The organism is Flavobacterium sp. LAR06 (genome assembly GCF_041946075.1).
In the GTDB taxonomy this organism is placed as follows: Bacteria; Bacteroidota; Bacteroidia; order Flavobacteriales; family Flavobacteriaceae; genus Flavobacterium.
The window spans coordinates 318,362-337,449 of sequence record NZ_JAUTYT010000005.1 but is presented as its reverse complement, the minus strand read 5'-3'; the positions used below and the strand labels follow the sequence as shown (position 1 = coordinate 337,449).

The 19,088-nt window shown below is 35.2% G+C and carries 11 protein-coding genes; 2 read left to right on the top strand and 9 right to left on the bottom strand.

All coding sequences use genetic code 11. The features are described 5' to 3' along the window. Window positions 1-155: 155 nt before the first annotated feature. Both Q7C23_RS09665 and Q7C23_RS09660 read right to left on the bottom strand, forming a co-directional pair. Window positions 156-1,928, bottom strand: a complete 1,773-nt coding sequence (locus Q7C23_RS09665) for a DNA mismatch repair protein (protein ID WP_375032334.1) — start codon at window positions 1,926-1,928, stop codon at window positions 156-158. A 67-nt stretch (window positions 1,929-1,995) separates the two neighbouring features. Next, entirely contained in the window at window positions 1,996-2,829 is an 834-nt protein-coding gene (locus Q7C23_RS09660) for a universal stress protein (protein WP_375032333.1), read from the bottom strand. A gap of 183 nt (window positions 2,830-3,012) precedes the next feature. Between Q7C23_RS09660 and mnmE the strand changes: the two genes are divergently transcribed. Together mnmE and Q7C23_RS09650 are read left to right on the top strand one after the other, a co-directional pair. Beyond that, window positions 3,013-4,401, top strand: coding sequence for a tRNA uridine-5-carboxymethylaminomethyl(34) synthesis GTPase MnmE (gene mnmE / locus Q7C23_RS09655; protein WP_375032332.1), 1,389 nt, complete (start codon window positions 3,013-3,015; stop codon window positions 4,399-4,401). A gap of 593 nt (window positions 4,402-4,994) precedes the next feature. Then, entirely contained in the window at window positions 4,995-7,448 is a 2,454-nt protein-coding gene (locus Q7C23_RS09650) for a glycoside hydrolase family 9 protein (protein WP_375032331.1), read from the top strand. A 77-nt stretch (window positions 7,449-7,525) separates the two neighbouring features. On the opposite strand, the gene Q7C23_RS09645 is transcribed toward Q7C23_RS09650, so the two are convergent. The 7 genes from Q7C23_RS09645 to Q7C23_RS09615 form a co-directional block, all read right to left on the bottom strand. Continuing rightward, the gene (locus Q7C23_RS09645) at window positions 7,526-8,692 is read right to left on the bottom strand and encodes an alpha/beta hydrolase-fold protein (protein WP_375032330.1); all 1,167 of its coding nucleotides are present in this window, start codon (window positions 8,690-8,692) and stop codon (window positions 7,526-7,528) included. Between the two features lie 19 nt (window positions 8,693-8,711). Continuing rightward, complete coding sequence (locus tag Q7C23_RS09640; RefSeq protein ID WP_375032329.1) at window positions 8,712-11,285, bottom strand: glycoside hydrolase family 9 protein; 2,574 nt, start codon at window positions 11,283-11,285, stop codon at window positions 8,712-8,714. A 138-nt stretch (window positions 11,286-11,423) separates the two neighbouring features. Next, window positions 11,424-12,548 (bottom strand): alpha/beta hydrolase-fold protein, encoded by a 1,125-nt coding sequence (locus tag Q7C23_RS09635; RefSeq protein WP_375032328.1) that lies wholly within the window; start codon window positions 12,546-12,548, stop codon window positions 11,424-11,426. Between the two features lie 27 nt (window positions 12,549-12,575). Continuing rightward, window positions 12,576-13,871, bottom strand: coding sequence for a glycosyl hydrolase family 8 (locus Q7C23_RS09630; RefSeq protein WP_375032327.1), 1,296 nt, complete (start codon window positions 13,869-13,871; stop codon window positions 12,576-12,578). Window positions 13,872-13,882: 11 nt separating this feature from the next. Then, window positions 13,883-15,433 (bottom strand): glycoside hydrolase 43 family protein, encoded by a 1,551-nt coding sequence (locus tag Q7C23_RS09625; RefSeq protein ID WP_375032326.1) that lies wholly within the window; start codon window positions 15,431-15,433, stop codon window positions 13,883-13,885. 26 nt (window positions 15,434-15,459) lie between these two features. Then, the gene (locus tag Q7C23_RS09620; RefSeq protein WP_375032325.1) at window positions 15,460-16,422 is read right to left on the bottom strand and encodes a glycoside hydrolase family 43 protein; all 963 of its coding nucleotides are present in this window, start codon (window positions 16,420-16,422) and stop codon (window positions 15,460-15,462) included. Between the two features lie 68 nt (window positions 16,423-16,490). Next, window positions 16,491-19,088 carry a TIM-barrel domain-containing protein gene (locus Q7C23_RS09615; RefSeq protein ID WP_375032324.1) on the bottom strand — a complete coding sequence of 866 codons (2,598 nt, stop codon included), beginning with the start codon at window positions 19,086-19,088 and terminating at the stop codon, window positions 16,491-16,493.

Sequence of the window (19,088 nt, the reverse complement as noted above, 5' to 3'; positions counted from 1 at the left end):
TAGATTAATCGCGAAGTACGCAAAGATTTACGCAGAGTTCGCAAAGTTTACATAATGCCTTGCGAACTTTTCGGTTTTATCAAAATACGCTAATCAGAATCTTTGCGGTAAATTCCATATTGTAGATCAAAATCTACAGTCTAAAATCTAAAATCCTAAATAACTCCCATTTTCTGCATCAAAAATGTAGCACTTTTATTTTTGCAAATTCCATTACGAAGTTTATAATCGAAATGAAGTTCGTTATTTTTGATTTCTACTTCAAAACATTGATTCGTTAAAATATCAGGATATTCATTTGTAGTAAGACAAACTTCAATATCGTGCGTTGCTATTGCACCAATTGCATTTTTGCCAATGATCTTTTTAACTACTTCTATTGTTCCATTTCGTTTGTCATCAGAATTGGTTCCTCTTAAAATTTCATCTAATAAAACAAAAGCCGGTTTCTCTTCTAAGGCATCCATAATTTGCTTTAAACGCTTAATTTCTGCAAAAAAATACGATTCACTATCCGCTAAAGAATCAGATAATCGCATTGAAACTAAAACTGGAAGTGGATGAATATTAGCTTCTGAAGCACAAACAACTGAACCTATTCCACCTAAAACCATATTAACACCTAAGCTTCTTAAAAAAGTACTTTTTCCCGACATATTAGAACCCGTTAAAATCATAAAAGATTCGGGATAAAAATGAGTATCATTCCCAACTCTGGTTGCCGGATTCAATAACGGATGACTTAGATTTTTAAAACCGATTTTATATTCTGAATTGATTTCAGGAAAAACAAAATCCTGATTATTATAGGCCAAATTTGCCAAACTGTTTAAGGCTTCAAATTCTCCAATAATAGCAATCCATTTTTCAAATTCTTCAGAATAATTTTCTTTCCATTTTAATAACGCTTTTAAAACGTGAAGATTAAACAAAAACGTTCCATTAAACAAAAGTGCCGTTACTAGATTGCTTATTGTATCCATTCTGGAGAACAACTCTGATAATTGTTTTAGATGAATACTTGCAGTAGCATTCTTAAAAATAAGCTGCTTTTGCAAATCGATTAGCTTTTTGGATTGAAACGTTTCTAATTCAATTTTCTGAACCAATAAACTATATTGCTTTATGATTTTATGGACATTATCTGCCTTCGCAATTTCGGACTGAATTCTTTTCAATGACCTTCCCACGACCATCAAATTGGCAATAAAAATATAACTCAGATAGGATAATAAAATAGTTTTAGAAGTAATGAAATAAGCAGTTAAAACTCCAAAAAACAAAGCTGGAATAACAAATGAAAGTACAATTAAAACTTTAGGTAAAGTATTATTTTTAAATGAATTCCAATATAATATAGAATCGTAAGAAGCTTTAGAGTCATTGCTAATTGTTGCCAATGCCAGGAAATCATGTCTCCAATCGATTTTAGATTTCAGTTCATCTATTGCTTCCTGGTTTTCCAGAATAACTTCATTCGGAAGTTGAGTTAACAATTGGTTTGCTAATGTCTTTTTTCCAATATAAGTAGCGGTTCTATTCAGGTTTTGAAATAAGGAATGTTCTCCAAAAATATCTAAATCGTAAGCATAAGGATGATGGAAATCATTGAATTCAATTCCGTTCTCAAAAGGAATCTTTTCCCTTTTCAGATAGGAGATTTCGTTTTGATTTATTTTCAATAGTGCCGTTGTGAGTTGTTTTTGAAAAGATAACTTAGAGTGGATTCTCATTAAAAAAATAAAACCAACAAAAGACAGAAAAGCGAGAACTACATAAAGCGTTTCATCGGTTTTGATGTAATAAAACAACATAAGCAAACACAGAAAAACACTTAATAAACGCAGTAAACTAATGCTATTGTATCTTTTATTGATTTTACTAAAAAGTTCTGAATAGTGGGTAACCTTATTTTGATATGAATTCATTTTATTGATTTGATGAGATACAAATATAAGTTTTGCATCATAAAATCAATCTTAAAAAATTCGAATTTTAATTTTCATGCATTACTAAAACAGGAACCGAAACTTCTTTGGCAATTTTTTTTGTAAAACTAGATTCAAAGATACTTTCAAAAAAAGATCTTTTATGTGTAATTGTGGTCAGAATATCAATGTCTTTATAAAGAATAAAATCAAGAATGGTTTCCTTAACTTCATCGCTTGGCAATACTAAAAACTCAACATGATCGCCCTTGAATTCATTTTCCCATTCTTTAATTGTGGCGCTTGAAACATCTGAATTAGAAGTTTTAACATATAAACATTTTACTTTAGCATTTGTTTTTTTGGCAATTTCAATCACTTTACGAAGTTCTGTTTTGTCTTTTTCACGATAACGGGTAGTAAAACCTATAATTTTTATTCTGTGAAATTTTGCAGTAACAGGAATGCATAAAACCGGCACTTTGACTTCAGAAATTACTGAGTTTGTATTTGATCCCGTAAAAAATTTAGTCCAGTCTGAAACGCCCGAAGTTCCCATAATAACAAAATCAATCTTATCCTCTTCAACGGCATTTTTTAAATTATAAATTAAATCTCCATCCATCAAACGATGTTTTATCACTATATCCTCTAAGTTTCGTTCGATAGCAATAGTTCTAAGTTTAGGAATTTCATCCTTAAACATCTCAAATTTAGCCAATTCTATTGAGCTGTAAATCGAAGCGTAATTTTCTGGAAAAAACTGACTATCATAAACCGGAATTTCAAATGTGTGTAACAAAACCAGTTCGGCATTGACAATTTTCGCAAATTCTAACGCATGAACAAATGCATTAGTAGCTGCTTCAGAAAAATCTGTGGGAAATAATATCTTTTTCATTTTGCTTAGGATTAAAGTATTGTTTTCTCAAATTTAATCATTCTAAAAACAAAACAACCTGATAATTATCAGTAATTTAACATTTGTTAATTCCTTAAAATATGAACTTGCAAAAGTAAAAAGCAAGATATCTTCTCCGACTTCCACTTCAGAACTTTATGCCTTTTTTTATACCTTTGCACCATGATAAATCAAGATTCTATAGTTGCATTAGCTACTCCATCAGGAGCAGGTGCTATTGCTATCATTCGTATTTCAGGTTCCGAGGCTATCACTATCGGAAATTCGGTTTTTAAATCCATCAAAAACAAAGATTTAACCAAACAGAAAACGCATACTTTACACCTGGGTCATATTATAGATGATTCAAAAACACTGGATGAAGTATTAGTTTCTGTTTTCAAAGGACCAAACTCTTATACGGGTGAAGATACTATCGAAATCTCTTGTCATGGATCAACTTATATTCAGCAGCAAATTATTCAGTTACTATTGAGAAAAGGCTGTAGAATGGCTGATGCGGGAGAGTTTACTTTAAGAGCTTTCTTAAATGGAAAACTAGATTTATCACAAGCAGAAGCAGTTGCGGATTTGATTTCATCAGATAATGAAGCTTCCCACCAAATTGCAATGCAGCAAATGCGTGGTGGTTTTAGTAATGAAATTGCCAAATTACGTGAAGAGCTTTTAAATTTTGCTTCTTTAATTGAACTGGAACTAGACTTTGCAGAAGAAGATGTTGAATTTGCAGACCGAACTCAATTCCACGAATTATTAAACCGAATTGAATTTGTACTGAAACGTTTAATCGACTCGTTTGCTGTTGGAAATGTTATTAAAAACGGTATTCCTGTTGCGATTGTAGGAGAACCAAACGTGGGAAAATCAACTTTGTTAAATGCTTTATTAAACGAAGAGCGTGCCATTGTCTCAGACATTGCCGGAACAACACGTGATACAATCGAAGATGAATTAGTTATTGGCGGAATCGGTTTTAGATTCATTGATACTGCAGGAATTCGAGAAACTAAAGATGTCGTAGAAAGTATCGGAATCAAAAAAACTTTTGAAAAAATAGAACAGGCACAGGTTGTTATTTTCTTATTTGATAGTTCAGAGTTTAAAGTTTCAGGATTGAAATTAAAAGTAGAACTTGAAAAAATCAAAAATCAATTTCCTTTAAAACCATTAGTTGTTATAGGAAATAAATCAGATAAATTATCCGAAATTGAAATTGCAAACTTAAAATCTGATATTCCTGAAATCTTAATGCTATCCGCAAAAGAAAACATTGGTGTTGATGAATTAAAGAATCAGTTGCTTTCTTTTGTTAATACAGGAGCTTTAAGAAACAATGAAACAATTGTAACGAATACAAGGCATTATGATTCTTTATTAAAAGCTTTAGATGAAATACAAAAAGTAAAATTTGGTCTTGAAACCAATCTTTCAAGTGACTTAATTGCGCTTGATATTCGTGAAGCTTTATATCAATTCGGACTTATTACAGGCCAGGTTTCTAACGACGAACTACTAGGGAATATTTTTGCTAATTTCTGCATCGGAAAATAGCAAGACAATATAACGCAAAACAACAACAAATAAAAGAATTAAAGTACTGATAAACAATACTTTAATTCTTTTGTTTTTTTTTTTTAAAAATTCCTTATTCTTTTGGATATTATGTGATCTTTTGCTTAAATTCCTACCTTATTTGTACCTCGAGAATGTGAGTACAAATAATATTTTTTTTGGCCAAATTATGGCACATATAGACACTAAAATTAATATTAAATTCTGAGCAATAAATTTCTAAAAAAAAATATTTTATTAGAATTCAAATAAGGTTTAAGTTCATCAGTACTATCTTTTGTGTACGAATTAAATATTTCTCCTGATGAACTTGCTAATGATGCTATCCAAGAATATTTGCTTAAATTAAATTCACCCTTTTTATCGCCTTGCATCGTTAAAAATGCTCGTGTATGAAAATTAAGTTATCCAAAGCGCATCAATTCTTCTACATTACGCTTCAATTTTGTTATTCAGATTATTAGCAGAAGACTATATTTATAAACTTAATGGCATTATTGAATATCCAATTAATTAACATTAGCCTATTTGCATTCATTATAGAATATTAACCAAAACACCTAAAAAAAATAATGAAAAATAAAGCTCTTCTTGTTTTTGTATTAATAGCAGTGATGTTGCAACTAAAAATGGTGGCCCAAAATTTGAAACTCCATCCAAAAGGTTATTTTTCGGCCCGTGGAATAGAAGTTACCGTTTTTGATGATATTTATCCTGATGGTCATCAAACGGGTGTAACCATGATTCAACATGGCGAGCGCGTTATGGCCAATGGAGATTTGAGATTAGAAATTTCGCCTGGACAATGGTCTCCTGTACCAAAAGAAGCAGAGAAAAAAATTGATCCTGCTAGACAAACCATTTCACAATCCTTATCCTATCCGGATGAAACTAAAAATCATGTTGGTTTTAATCCAATCGATTATCCGGATTTGAAATTAAAGTATAAAGTAAGCGTAACGCCTACTGAAGGGAATAATTTTCGAATTACGGTCGATTTAGAAAATGAGGTTGATGTAAAATGGTTAGGTAAAATTGGTTTTAATATTGAATTGTTTCCCGGTGACTTATTTGGAAAATCTTATATCTGTGATGGAAATTTTGGCATTTTTACCCATTCTCCTTATGGGCCCGTTCAATCACAAATTGATGGACAGAATCTGGGAACACCGCTTTGTAAAGGAAAGAGAATTACAATTGCTCCCGAAAATGATTTATCAAGAGTAACTATTGAATCTAATTTAGAAGAGATTGCTTTATGGGATGGAAGAATCAATCATAATAATGGCTGGTTTATTGTCCGCGCTCCTATCTCTAAAAATTCCGGTAAAAGGGTCATCGACATTATTGTTTCTCCAAATGTTATTCCAAATTGGACATATAAACCGGTAGTTCAGGTTTCACAGGTGGGTTACTATCCAACACAATCAAAGGTAGCTATTCTTGAAACTGATCCAAATGATTCAGCAACATCAGAAGTAATTTTGATAAAACATGATGAGTTCGGTAAAAAAAACATCAAAATCATAAACCCTAAAAAGTGGGGTAATTTTTTAAGATACAACTACTTTCAACTAGACTTTTCTGAAGTAAAAGAAGAAGGAATGTATACGCTGAGTTATAAAGGAAATGAAACATCTCCTTTTCAAATAAGTAAAAAATTATACGAGCGAAATGTTTGGCAGCCCATTCTTGAGTATTTTTTGCCTGTTCAAATGTGTCACGTTCGCGTGAATGAAAAATATCGAATTTGGCATAACTTCTGTCATTTAGATGATGCTCAGATGGCTCCCCTTAATCTTAATCATTTTGATGGTTATGTTCAGGGTCCGTCAACACTTACAAAGTATAAATCTAATGAAGTTGTTCCGAATTTAAATCAGGGCGGATGGCATGATGCAGGTGATGATGACTTACGGGTAGAATCTCAAATTGGTACGGTTTGGAATCTTGCGTTAATGCTGGAAGAATTCAATATTGAATCATACGATGCCACCAGTATTGATAATGATAAGAAAATAGTAGAAATTCATCAGCCAGACGGAAAGTCAGATGCTTTACAGCAAATGGAACACGGACTTGCCTCGGTTTTAGGAGCCTATCGATCTATGGGACGGTTATATAGAGGAATAATTACAAATGATTTAAAACAATATGTCCTTCTTGGCGATTTTGGAGGCGTTACTGATAATAAATGGAGTGCCAATCCGAGTGCAAAAGATGATGACCGATGGGTTTTTACAGAAGATAATCCTGAAAGGGAATTGTATGTGGCTGCCGGACTTGCTGCTTCGTATCGTGTTTTAAAGGGTCCTAACCCAAAATTAGCCACTGAATGTCTGGAAACTGCAAAAGCACTCTATAAAACTTCTTATAGCAAATCAAAAAAAACAGATAGCAAAATAATGGTACTGGTTGAATTGGCATTGGCAACCAATGAAGCGATTTACATAAATGAAATTGTCAGTATGCAAAAAGATGTATTGAAGAATTTTGAAAAATCAGGATGGGAAGTTGGAAGGGTAAAACATATTATCAAGGATAAATCATTTCTGGATCAATTAAATGCTGAAGCAAAAAAAAGGAGTATTAAAACCAAAAACAATGCACTTATCGATTCTCCATATGGAGTCCCATACACACCTAATATTTGGGGAGCCGGATGGACTTTGCAGGAGTTTGGTGTCCAACAATATTATTTTTCGAAATCGTGGCCGGAATATGCCAATTATGAAGTGTATAGTAATGCCCTGAATTTTATACTGGGAGTTCATCCGGGTAATAATACCGCATCGTTTGCTTCGGGTATTGGATCAAATTCATTGTTAGTTGCTTATGGTATGAACCGTGCTGATTGGTCGTACATTCCGGGAGGAGTTACTTCTGGTACAGCGCTTATTAGACCAAACTTGCCCGAACTTAAAAAATGGCCTTTCTTTTGGCAACAAACAGAATACGTTATGGGCGGCGGATCTACCGATTTTATGTTCTTAGTTCTGGCAGTCCAAAAACATTTTGGAAATTAAATTTAAGCAAGAAAAAAGATCAATTTATAGAAGATTTTTCCCATAAATTGATCTTTTTTTTATTGATTGTTCGAATACTATTTGAATAACTTAGAAGCAAATTGATATAAACATCTACGCCATGTAAGCCATTCATGAGCCGTTTCAGGCGATTCGTAATAGATATATTTAATTCCTTGCTGGTCTAACATGGTTTTGAAAGCACCAACTGATTTAGGAAACGGACTAGGTTCTTTAGTCCCTAAGCCTAACCAAAAAAGCTTTATTTTTTTATTAAGTGCCGGACCGTCTTTGTATTTTCCTTCTAAAAAACTATTAGTATCAATGGGATCTATACTCGGATAATTGGCTGTACCGCTAAATCCTCCATAGTAGGAAAAAGTATCCAGATGGTTCATCATAATGCGCATCGTTTGATTGGCTCCCATTGAAAGGCCGGCTATCGCTCTATGTTCCTGACTGGCCATCGTACGAAATTTCGAATCAATCATCGGAATAACTTCTGTAATAAGAACTTCTTCAAAAACAGATTCAGGGCGTTCTTTTTTATCCTTTGATTCATTGTTTTGCGGTTTGTACGCATACCCATTATCCATTACAATAATCATGGGGCTTGCCTGCTTTGAAGCAATCAGGTTATCTAAAATTAAATTTGCTTTCCCTTGTGCTGACCATCCTGTTTCATCTTCAAAACTCCCGTGTTGTAAATACAGTACCGGATATCGTATTTTTGTATTTTCAGTATAACCCGGAGGTGTATAAATAAAACAGCGTCTAAAAGAGTTAGTCAATTTTGAGAAATAGATATTTTCACTCACCAAACCGTGAGGTACTTCTTTCAGAGCGAAAAATTCCTGATCTCTCGCCGGAATTTCTATTCCACTTCCTGACCTTCCTGCTCCGTAGAAATACAAACTTCCCGGATCTGGAACAGAAGCCCCATCAATGTTTAACTGATAATAATGAAATCCTTCATCTTGAGGATTGGATTCACCTGTCCATACGCCATTCGCGTCTTTTCGCATATCATATTTCACTCCGCCAAGATCAAGCTGGACTTTATTTGCACCGGGCGCTGAAATACTGGCACGTACACGCCTTTGTGAATTTACCTGAGGGAATTGTTTATCCATCTGATTAATAGTTGAAGGTTTAAAGTCCTCCACTATTTGTGTTTCCTGACTCCAGCCTGACTCAAAACACAAGCTGGAAATTATAATGATAATATTTAAAAATCGTTTCATATTTTCTTTTTTAAGTTTATTATTTTTCCTTAGCCAAATCATTTACTGCATTCGCAAGAAAAACATACCACGCACCACCATCGATAATACATTCATTTTCTCCCCAAAAAAATGGCCAGTCATCTTTGTTCTCTAAATAGTCCGGTTTTAAAAAAATAAGTCCCGGAACAACTCCACCTGCAATTGTGGTAAAGTCAGCGCGATTGCCTCCATACGCCACTTTTTTGGATCTGTTTCCCACTGCATTTACAAACGACAAATTAGAATAAGGATGACAGCCTAAAATATAATTCAATCCTTGATAAACACTTTCTTTGTCCATGATATCAGGATAAATTTTATGAATATAATAATTCGTACTTGCCCAATTGATAACTTGTGAACTGCCTCCCCATCCCCTTTTTGCTATTGGCACACCATAAGGGTTTTCTGCATTTTCTTTCTCCGTTTTTTCTTTATACTTGATTACATAGCCGCGTAATTTTTGTTTATAGTTGGTATCCATAGAAGGCGCTGCCAATAGTGCTGAACTAATATTGAATTCTAAATTTTCATCCAGCAATTTCCATATCTTATCTTCAAAGCTTTTTTTATACTGTTCGTCTTTTGTACTTAGATAAAGTTGCAATATCGCTATCATATCACTTCCTTTGCCCCATCTTGACATTGGACTATTATCAATTTTTGCCTTTTTATCTATTTCAGTTGCTTCGTTTGTCAACTTTATAGCAAGAGATAAACATTTTACAGAAAGTGCATCATTATAGCCTTTTAGAGCTCTGCTTGCTGCCGCTAAAGCACCCGCTGTTCTGAAATCAAGAAATGAAGTTCGGTTGGTAAATGCCCATCTGTCATCTTTAGTACCGCTTGAAACTCCATTAGATTCAAAAGGTTTAAGAGATGGATTATAAGGCAGATTATCGGTTTCGGTTGAAGCATCACCCAAATGATGATACTGATGAAGATTAGGAACCACTATCCCTCTGACAGGATGTCCAATATTCTCTACTTGTGCTACCAGATTCAAAACGCCGTGTTCAATTTGCTGTAACATATCGGGTTGGCCATCCGGACGGTGAATGTCTACAAACTGTGTTTTTTGATCAATGTAAGTTTCATCCCTGTCTACTTTGAATGCTTCCCAGGATTCTACAAAACTATTGATGACACTGACATGCGAAAAAGTCTGTATATCAAAATCACCCGCATCAAACCAGCCTCCTACCGACATTCCCGGAATACGTTCTAATGGTTTGTATTTAGTCTCTGTCGTAGGACCTTGTTTATATCCATCAAAATGTTCATGATTAACTGGCGCCTGAAGACAATCGTCTAAAAAAGGTTTTCCGTGCCAAACTCTGTAGGCCTCATTGACTTCCATGTGATCCATTTGAACAGGAAACCAAACGTCCATAGTGGGATGCCATATTTTGGAATAAATATCATCCTCTATCTGAAAGGTATTTGTTTTTTGGTCACCATATTGAATGTAATAAAGCCCTTTATCTTTAACAGCACTAAAATCAATCTGGGCATAATTATATCGGAGATAAGTTCCCCAATCCTTGACATTTGCCTTTAGTGCTTCTGTAAAATTTCCGTCGGCACCAAGTTTAAAAATCGACGCCGTACTTAACGCTTTGTCATTTTTATCCAGTTCGACAACCGCTACTTTCTTCTGGCCCGGCATATATCCCACTTGTGAAAAACCAATTACGGGTTCTCTTTTCCAATTCGGTATCGCATTGGGTTCTACATACCAGGTCATTACTTTCCCTTTTCTGTTTATCGGCAGTATACTTCGCGCTATAAACCAACCATTTTGCCCCAAATTTCTTCCATCAAAAAGCATTACATCCTGATCCTCAGACTGAATTTTTACGGTACGTTCCGGATTTTCAGGAGCAAAGATGAAATTCTTACCCGATTCTAAAGGAATCGTTGCTATAAATTCATTTCGTCCGCGATCATCAAATGTAGTATGTCCGGCAAACTGAGGGATTTTTTCAGCTAAAGGTCGGATTTCTGTGTTACTGGCAGGATATCTCGGAAAAATTCCTGCTTTGCCATCAACCAAATAATTGCTTTCAAAATACGAAGTAGGAATAAATTCCATATTAAAGCCGGCTCTTCCTTCCAGCTGTTTTGGAACTGGTTTGTCTAATATTACATCGATAACAAAACCTTTTCCTTTTGGTGTGACTATGATTTTGGAATCAAAATTAAATTCCTCATATCGCAGGGTGACTTCAATGGAATTCTTTGCTTTGTCGACTTTTCGGCTGATCATTTTCGGAATTAAATCCCATTGTTCCGGTGTATTCTGAAGCCTGATGGCACCGCCCGTTACCGTTCTGACACCATGGTGAATAAATTCTATTCCGGCTGTTTTTTCGTCGAAAAACATTCCGTTGTATTCATTATTAAAAACCCAGACATTGAATCCCGGCGTTTCAAAATATTCCTTTTCATTTAATACTAAATTTTGAGAAAATGACTTGTTTGCAAGACTAAACAAACAAAAAAAAATAAATACTTTTTTCAATAAAACTTTATTGAAAACAACCAATAACCTACTATTAAGTTTACGCATAATTTTATATTTAATTATTACAGCCAACAACAAGTATCTGGACTGATGATTGTTTAAATGTCATGTTTTGGGGCAAATACAATTCATAGCCAGATACTGCATATTAAAATGAATGAATTAGTAATCTTGAAAAAATCACTACTCTTTAAATAATAGCGGTGCCAATTCTTTGAAGCTTCGACGCCAGGTTTGAAATTCATGCCCTGTGTTTTCTGAAATATAAGAAACAGCATTAAAACCAGCATTTTTAAGCGTTGATACAGCATCTTTAATACCATCAGGACGCTCCTTACTTCCACAACTTAAGAAGATCAATTTTACTTTTGATTTATCCTTAATGTCTTCCGGTTTATAAATTCCGCCACTAAGAAGCGCATATTGAGAGAAAACTTCCGGTTTATTGAGTGTTATCATTTTGGTTTCCATACCTCCCATCGATAAACCCGCCATTGCTCGATTCGTCTGATTAGCAAGCGTTCGGAAATTGGAATCTACATACGGAATTAATTCCTCTGTAAGAACGGTCTGAAAAGGTTCTATTTTAAAGCTGGCCAGGCCACCATATTTAATTTCATTTGTCATTCCGTAAGTCATAACGATCAGGAATGGTTTAATTTTTCCTTCTGCAATCAAATTATCCATGATCAAATTGACATGTCCCTGATTGCTCCAGGCTGTTTCGTCTTCTCCCCAGCCGTGTTGTAAATACAAAACCGGATATTGCTTTGATTTATCTTTATGATATCCTGGTGGCGTATAAACAAAAGCCCTGCGAGAGGTATTAGTACTTTTTGAAGGAAAAAGAATCTGCTGTACGTTTCCGTGCGGCACATTTTTCAGGGCATAAAAATCCTGATCATGTGCCGGTATTTCAATTCCGCTTTCCCAACGGGTTGAGCCATAAAAATTGAGTGCTCCCGGATCGTTAAAAACGCCTCCTTCGATAGTTAGATGATAATAATGAAAACCTTCGTCCATAGCACCAGCGGTAATGCCTCTCCACAAACCATCTTCTTCTTTTGTAAGGATTGTACCTCCTTTTGCTCCACCTAATCCAAGGCTTACTACAACCGATTTGGCTTCGGGAGCCAGAATTTGAAATCGTGCATAACCCTGCGAATTGACTTGCGGGTATTCCTGTCCGGGCTGATTAACGGTTGAAGGTTTAAAATCTTCGGCAATAGTGGTTTGACTTGTTTGTGAAAAACCTGTAATACCAGATAAAATAAAAGCCCATAACATAACAACTGTATACTGTTTCATATTTTTATTTTTTTTAGATTTAAAAATTTATTTAGCTGCCGGGTTTATAATTTGATAATTCCCACTAAGATGCATTAAACTAAAGAGATACATCAACCCATCATAATATGGATCGAAGTAACCATCTTCATACGGTTCGAGTTTGGCATTCCAAACTGCATGAACAAAATCTATACTTGCTATATCGGGATTAACTAATGATGCAGTCGCTGAAGTACCAACTAATCCTATTGAATGTCTGAGTTTTTTAACCGGACCAGCTTGCAGAATAAAATCAGGAGTAGAACCATCCAGATTAAATTGATCTTCAAAAGCATCCAATCCTTTGGATCTAAGGAAATTTTGAAATTTCCCAGCGTATTCTTCCTGCCATTTTTTATCTTTTCCATACCAGGTATAATCCATTGCTATATTCATAGGAACACGCCAGGAATCATAACGAAATCCGGGAGGCATCCATGGTGTAGGATGTGGTTCTCCTGTAAATTCGGTGTAATCTGAATTTAGTCCCGTTACCGGATGGGTGGCTTTATGAAGAAAATTACGGGAAACATCAGCACATTCTTTATAAAATTGCTCATGACCATCTTTGGCATACAAAGCCCATATTTCATAAAACGCAGGAACATGATAAGAAGGATCTGTCCAATTATATCCTCCTCCTTCTGGCACGAAAGATATTTGCTTATGTTCGGTATTTATAATATTATGAATACCATTGGTACCATCTTTTTTCCACATGGCATCCAATATTTTTCTTGCTTCATTATAGTAATGAATTCCCGCATTATTTCCCCATTTATTAGAAGCGAAAAGCAAACTGGTTACATAATATAATTCTCCGTCTGAGGCCGAACCTGCCGAGTTTTGTTTTTTAGTTTCAGGATTTACACTCCAAGCAAAATAGCCTTCTCTCGGTCCATCCTGATGTTGCATGTATTTAACCGACCATCTCCAGATGCGGTCAAAAACCTCTTTTTTATTAAGTTGAACAGCAACCATCATCCCATATGACATTCCCTCGGTACGGGCGTCTTTGTTTTTGACATCCGAAACATATCCTAAAGAATCTCCTTCTTCAAAATATACCTTGTTTGGTCCCTCAAAAACATCATAGTAGGCTTTGGCTAATTTCTTGTCAATATCCGTTTGAGTGTAACCTGCTGCCGCAAAAAGGTTACGGTATTGCGGTTTTGATTCTGATTTTTCTACTTTCTTTTTAATTTGACCAACCGTCAAAACGGGTACAATCAATCCGAATACCAATACCAAAACGTGAATTCTAAGCAGAAATTCCTTTGTTAAACTTTTATCTATAATCATAATTTATCTTTTTAATATTTAATTCTAAACCAATCAAAATCAACATATCCGCCTGTATTTTTTGTTGCATAATTGAATAAGCCAAAACGATAACCCATAAAATGCGGAAGGGTATATTTCATTTTTAAAGCTTCGCCTATCGGGTTCCACACTTTTCCATCTAAACTGTAGAAGAAACTGGCTTCATCTTTTTTGTTCGTGAAATCACAGTCAATTTTAAAATAAACCTGATTTTGATCTAAAGGAATTCGCTGTACTTCAACAGCTTTATCTTTAGTCGTATTTACCATTACTATTGATTTTTTGTCCTTTTCAAATGTTACGCCGACTAATCCGTATTCTTTTTGTAATGCAGATAATCCGACAAAATCACCTTCTTTCATTTTAGAAATATCCAAAGAAACAGAAGCTGAACTTCTTGGACCAATAGTGCGTTGTGTAAGTGTATTTCTTGCTAAGAGAAAATCAGTATCAATTCTTCCTGTCTTAAGACGCAGGAATCCTTTTCTCTCTTTTAAAGACCAAAGTGTATTATCCGGATTGTGATTCCATTGCCATACTAAGGGTAGTGTTTCTTCTCCTTTCTTTGTATTGAATTCATCAGAAGCAACCAAATTCGGAATCAAGCCTTTACTCTCAGGCAGGTCTAATTTTTCGGGAACTTTTCCATTTTCACCCAATATTGGCCAACCGTCTTTCCATTTTACAGGAACCAGATAAGGAATTCTTCCAACAGCTCCAAAATCGCGGAAAAGATAAGAGAACCAGCGTCCGTCAGGAGTATCTATAAGTCCGCCCTGAGCAATGCCTAAATCCTGTAAACCTATTTTTCCTTCCCAAGGGCCATTAATATTATCTGCCCTATGAATGATTACGGTACGCATTCCTTCCTGAGGCCAGCAAATATTAAACAGGTAATATTTTCCTTTTATTTTAAATAACTGAGAACCTTCTGCACCTAGCATAATATTGTTTCCAGCAGGTTCACTGGCATTTTCTATAATAACTTTCTCCGGAACATTTTGTTTAATTCCGGTTAAATCATCATTGAGTTCAACCATTTTAATTTTGCCCGCTCCGTAGATTAAATACGCCTTACCGTCATCATCAAAAAACAAAGAATGGTCGTGATAATCGGGTTTAAAAGAAACTCTTTGCCAATTTCCTTTTTCTATATCTTTCGTCTTAAAAATATAGGTTTCGCCTGTAGTTTGTGCAAAAGTGGTCACATAATACATACCTTTATGGAAACGCAGACTGCTTGCCCAGGAACCTCTTCCGTACGTGCTTTTTCCTTCTGTTAAATTTAATTCCGGCATATCTGCCAAAGTATTATAGGCATAATTGATTAGTTTCCAATTAACAAGATCGGTCGATTTCATAATAGGCAAACCCGGACTCATGTGCATCGTAGTACTGCTCATATAGTAATTTTTACCTACTCTTATTATAGCCATATCAGGCACATCAGCAAAACCTATTGGATTCTGGGCTTGTGCCAAAGCAACAGCCTGTATAAGCAAAACAAAGAAGCAGAAAATGAACTTAATTCCTTTTTTCATGGGACAAAAGATTAAATTAAGAGACTCTATTTGATTTTGCTGACACCTTCAGTCGTTTGTATTATTTTTTGAATGGTTCCATCCTCATTATAATACATATAGTCTACACAAACAGAACGTCTGTAGCTTCCGCCTGTAGGCAGACTTCCATTGTGATAAAAAAAGTATGATTTGCCTTTGTAATCAATAATACCCGGGTGAGTCGTAAAACTATTGGATACGTTTTCCTGAATAATGCCCTGATATTCCCAAGGTCCTGTTGGTTTTTTGGCGGTGCAATATTCAATCATTTCCGGTTTTGTTCCGGCGCTGGCATAGACTAAATAATAAATTCCTTTTCGTTTATATACCCATGGTCCTTCAATATAATTTTTAGGTTTGAAAGTCGTGATCGGACCATCTACCTCGGTCATATTCTTTTTAAGTTTTACCCATTTGCAGCTTCCATTTCCCCAAAACATATAAGCTTGTCCATCATCATCAACAAATACAGTCGGGTCAATATCGTCCCAGGCATAGGCCATGTCCGTAGTCATTTCATTAATGATAAGGGCTTTGCCAATTGCATCTTTAAAAGGACCAGTCGGACTATCAGAAACGGCCACTCCTATTGCAGCGCCTCCTGTACTTACATCATCTTTTTTGTGAAATGTGGAAACAAACCAGTAAAACTTTCCGTTTCTCTTGATACATTGCGCTGCGTAAGCATCGCCGGTTGCCCAGGAAAATGTGCTTGGTGAAAGCGGTGCGCCATGATCTTTCCACGTTGCCATATCTGTTGTCGAATATACACGCCAATCGGCCATTTTGTAATTCGTATCCTGCTCGGTTGCAACATCATGTCCTGTATATAAATACAAGGTTCCTTTATGTACAATAGGCGCAGGATCAGCAGTGAAGATGTTTTTTATAATAGGATTTTGTGCTGTAGTTTTAATTACTGATACGCAACATAGTAGCGCAAATAAAATTTTGGTATGGTTTTTCATTGTAACGATTTTTTGGTTTGATAGTTAATGGTGATGCTGTATTTAATTATATTGCATTGAAATTCAGTTTAATTTGTCTTTTTTATTACTACTTTTTTCCCAACATACTTTATTGTTTCAGAAATGGTATCGTTTTGTTTTCCGGAGATCCATACAATGTTCACGTTATATGATCCTGTTTGATTCTGATAACTTCCTATTTGTTTTTCCAGAGTCAGCGTTTGATTTTTTTCATTCCAGTTTATAGGAATCTCAGCATATTTTCCTTTTTCATAATTGTAATTATCGCCTTCGTCATTGTAAAGTGTAAACCCCGCATCCTTACCTGTGTAAATTCGAAGTTCTAATACATCTTGTTTCGAATGCGTATCCTGAATTACACTTCCTAGAGGAACAATTGAACCTTCTTTTACAAAAACGGGAATTTTATCCAATGGGGCCGGCGTTGAAACAGTTTGTCCTCCTTCGAATCGTTTTCCCGTCCAGAAATCAAACCAGGCATTTTGCTTTGGCAGGTAAACATCCCAATTTGTAACATCGGGAGCGATAACGGGTGCTATTAATAATGCTTTTCCAAACATGTATTCATAAGCTTTACTAACTGCAGTTTTGTCATCATTGAAATCCATAATTAAAGGTCGCATCAAGGTTGAATTATTCGTCGTAATCTGCCAGCCTTCTGAATAGATATAGGGAAGCAATCGATATCTCAGATTGAGCATCGATCGCATATTGCTTTCTACTTTTTCTCCATATTTCCAGGGCTCGGTTTCTGTTTGATAACCATGAATGCGAAATATCGGATTGAAAACACCCCACTGAAACCAGCGAGTGAGTATTTCATGGTATTTTTCATCAGTGTATTGTGTCGGACCCGGGCGAAAAAAGCCACCAATATCGGTTGTCCAATACGGCATTCCGGTAAGATTATAATTTAAGCCAGCAACAATCTGGCGTTTGTATGCATCCCAATCCCAGCCTATATCGCCCGACCAATTGATAGTGCCATAACGCTGCTGTCCTAAAAAAGCAGATCGGGTAAGAATAGCGACTCTCTTGTCCGGATTAGTATTTCTTTGACCTTCATAAACCGCTTTACTAACAAATAACGGATAGGTTAATCGGTAAAAATCACCTAATCCAAAATAAGTCTGCTTACCTCGCAAGGCATCATTTTCAGGTTCAGTCGCATCCATCCACCACGAATCTACTCCCTGTGTAAATAAATTTTTATTTAGGGCATTCCAATGCGTTTTCTGGGTTTCGGGATTATAAATATCGATCCAGGGACTGTTAGGTATAAATAAATTTTTAGCTACATATTCCTTCCCTATTTCAGATTCTTTATTTAAATTTTCCCAGACAGAAATAGAAAAATGAGCATTTAAATCGTGTATTTCCTTTATGAATTTTTCAGGTTCCGGATAATTTGTTTCATCAAACTTTGGTACTCCCCAGCCATATTTTCCCCAATATTGCCAGTCCTGTACAACCACATCCACCGGTAAATTACGTTTTCTAAACTCTTTTACGGTTGAAACCAAATGCTGTCCCGAAGTATAACGCTCCCGACATTGCCAAAATCCAAATGCCCATTTAGGAAGCATTGGTACATTACCCGTTAGATTACGGTAATTGGCTATAATTTCGTCTGTATTATTTCCTGCAAAAACCACATAATCAATTGATTTTGCATTGGGAGAATTAAAAACAGTTTCGTTATTAGAAAGTTTTAAACTAAGAGATGGTGTATTGCTTGATTTGCAAATTACTTTTACTTTATGCTCTCCTGCGTTTAAGTGAACTATTTTACCTACTGCCGGTGGAAGCCATAAATTAGATTGATTGATTACATCAATACCATCAATCAGCACTAAATGACGGCTATCCATATCTCCTAGATCCAGAAATATAGAATATTCTCCATCTTTGTCTACTGAAAAATTTCCAGAGTAAATGGATTGCTGTTGTGAAACTTTCTGAGTACCCGAAGTCGTTGTCACTTCAACTTCTTTCTTTTCACCTTCACTAACTGTATTCTTAATCAATGGAATCTCCTGATTTGTTGGATTAAAATAGGTCAAGCCATACTGATTCCATAATAACCCATAGCCCTTATTGGACACCAAAAACGGAATTGCAATTTGTGTATTAACCTGAATTAGTTTCCGTGTGGTATTTTTTAGATTATAAAAACCATCCTGAAACTGCCCTAGTCCAAACAAATATTCGTCTTGAGGGGATTCAAAACCTTGTTCGGCTATAAAACAAGGTTCTCCCATAATTTTGCTCGGTCTTAACAATCTTGCATTTGCTTTTTCGCTAAGAAATACACTTCCTGATTTATCACTATATGAAATTACAGCTGTTTTTTTATTGAATGTAACTACGATTGTTTTTGTACTGAGTTCTAAATTATCTGCAGTTTCTTTTATTGCAAAATGAGGAGCATCAGGCTTACTTATGAAAACAAAATCTTGTTCTTCTTTTTTATTTTCTATTTGATATTGTATGCGTATTGACTTTTCGGTAAGAGGAATTATGTTGAGTACTCCTTCAGATAAGTCTATATGTAGTCTATCCTTACTTAAAGAATGTTTTTTATACTGTGCATTCACTGAAGTGAATATAAAAACCAGAAATAAGATGTAAATAGTTGTTTTCAT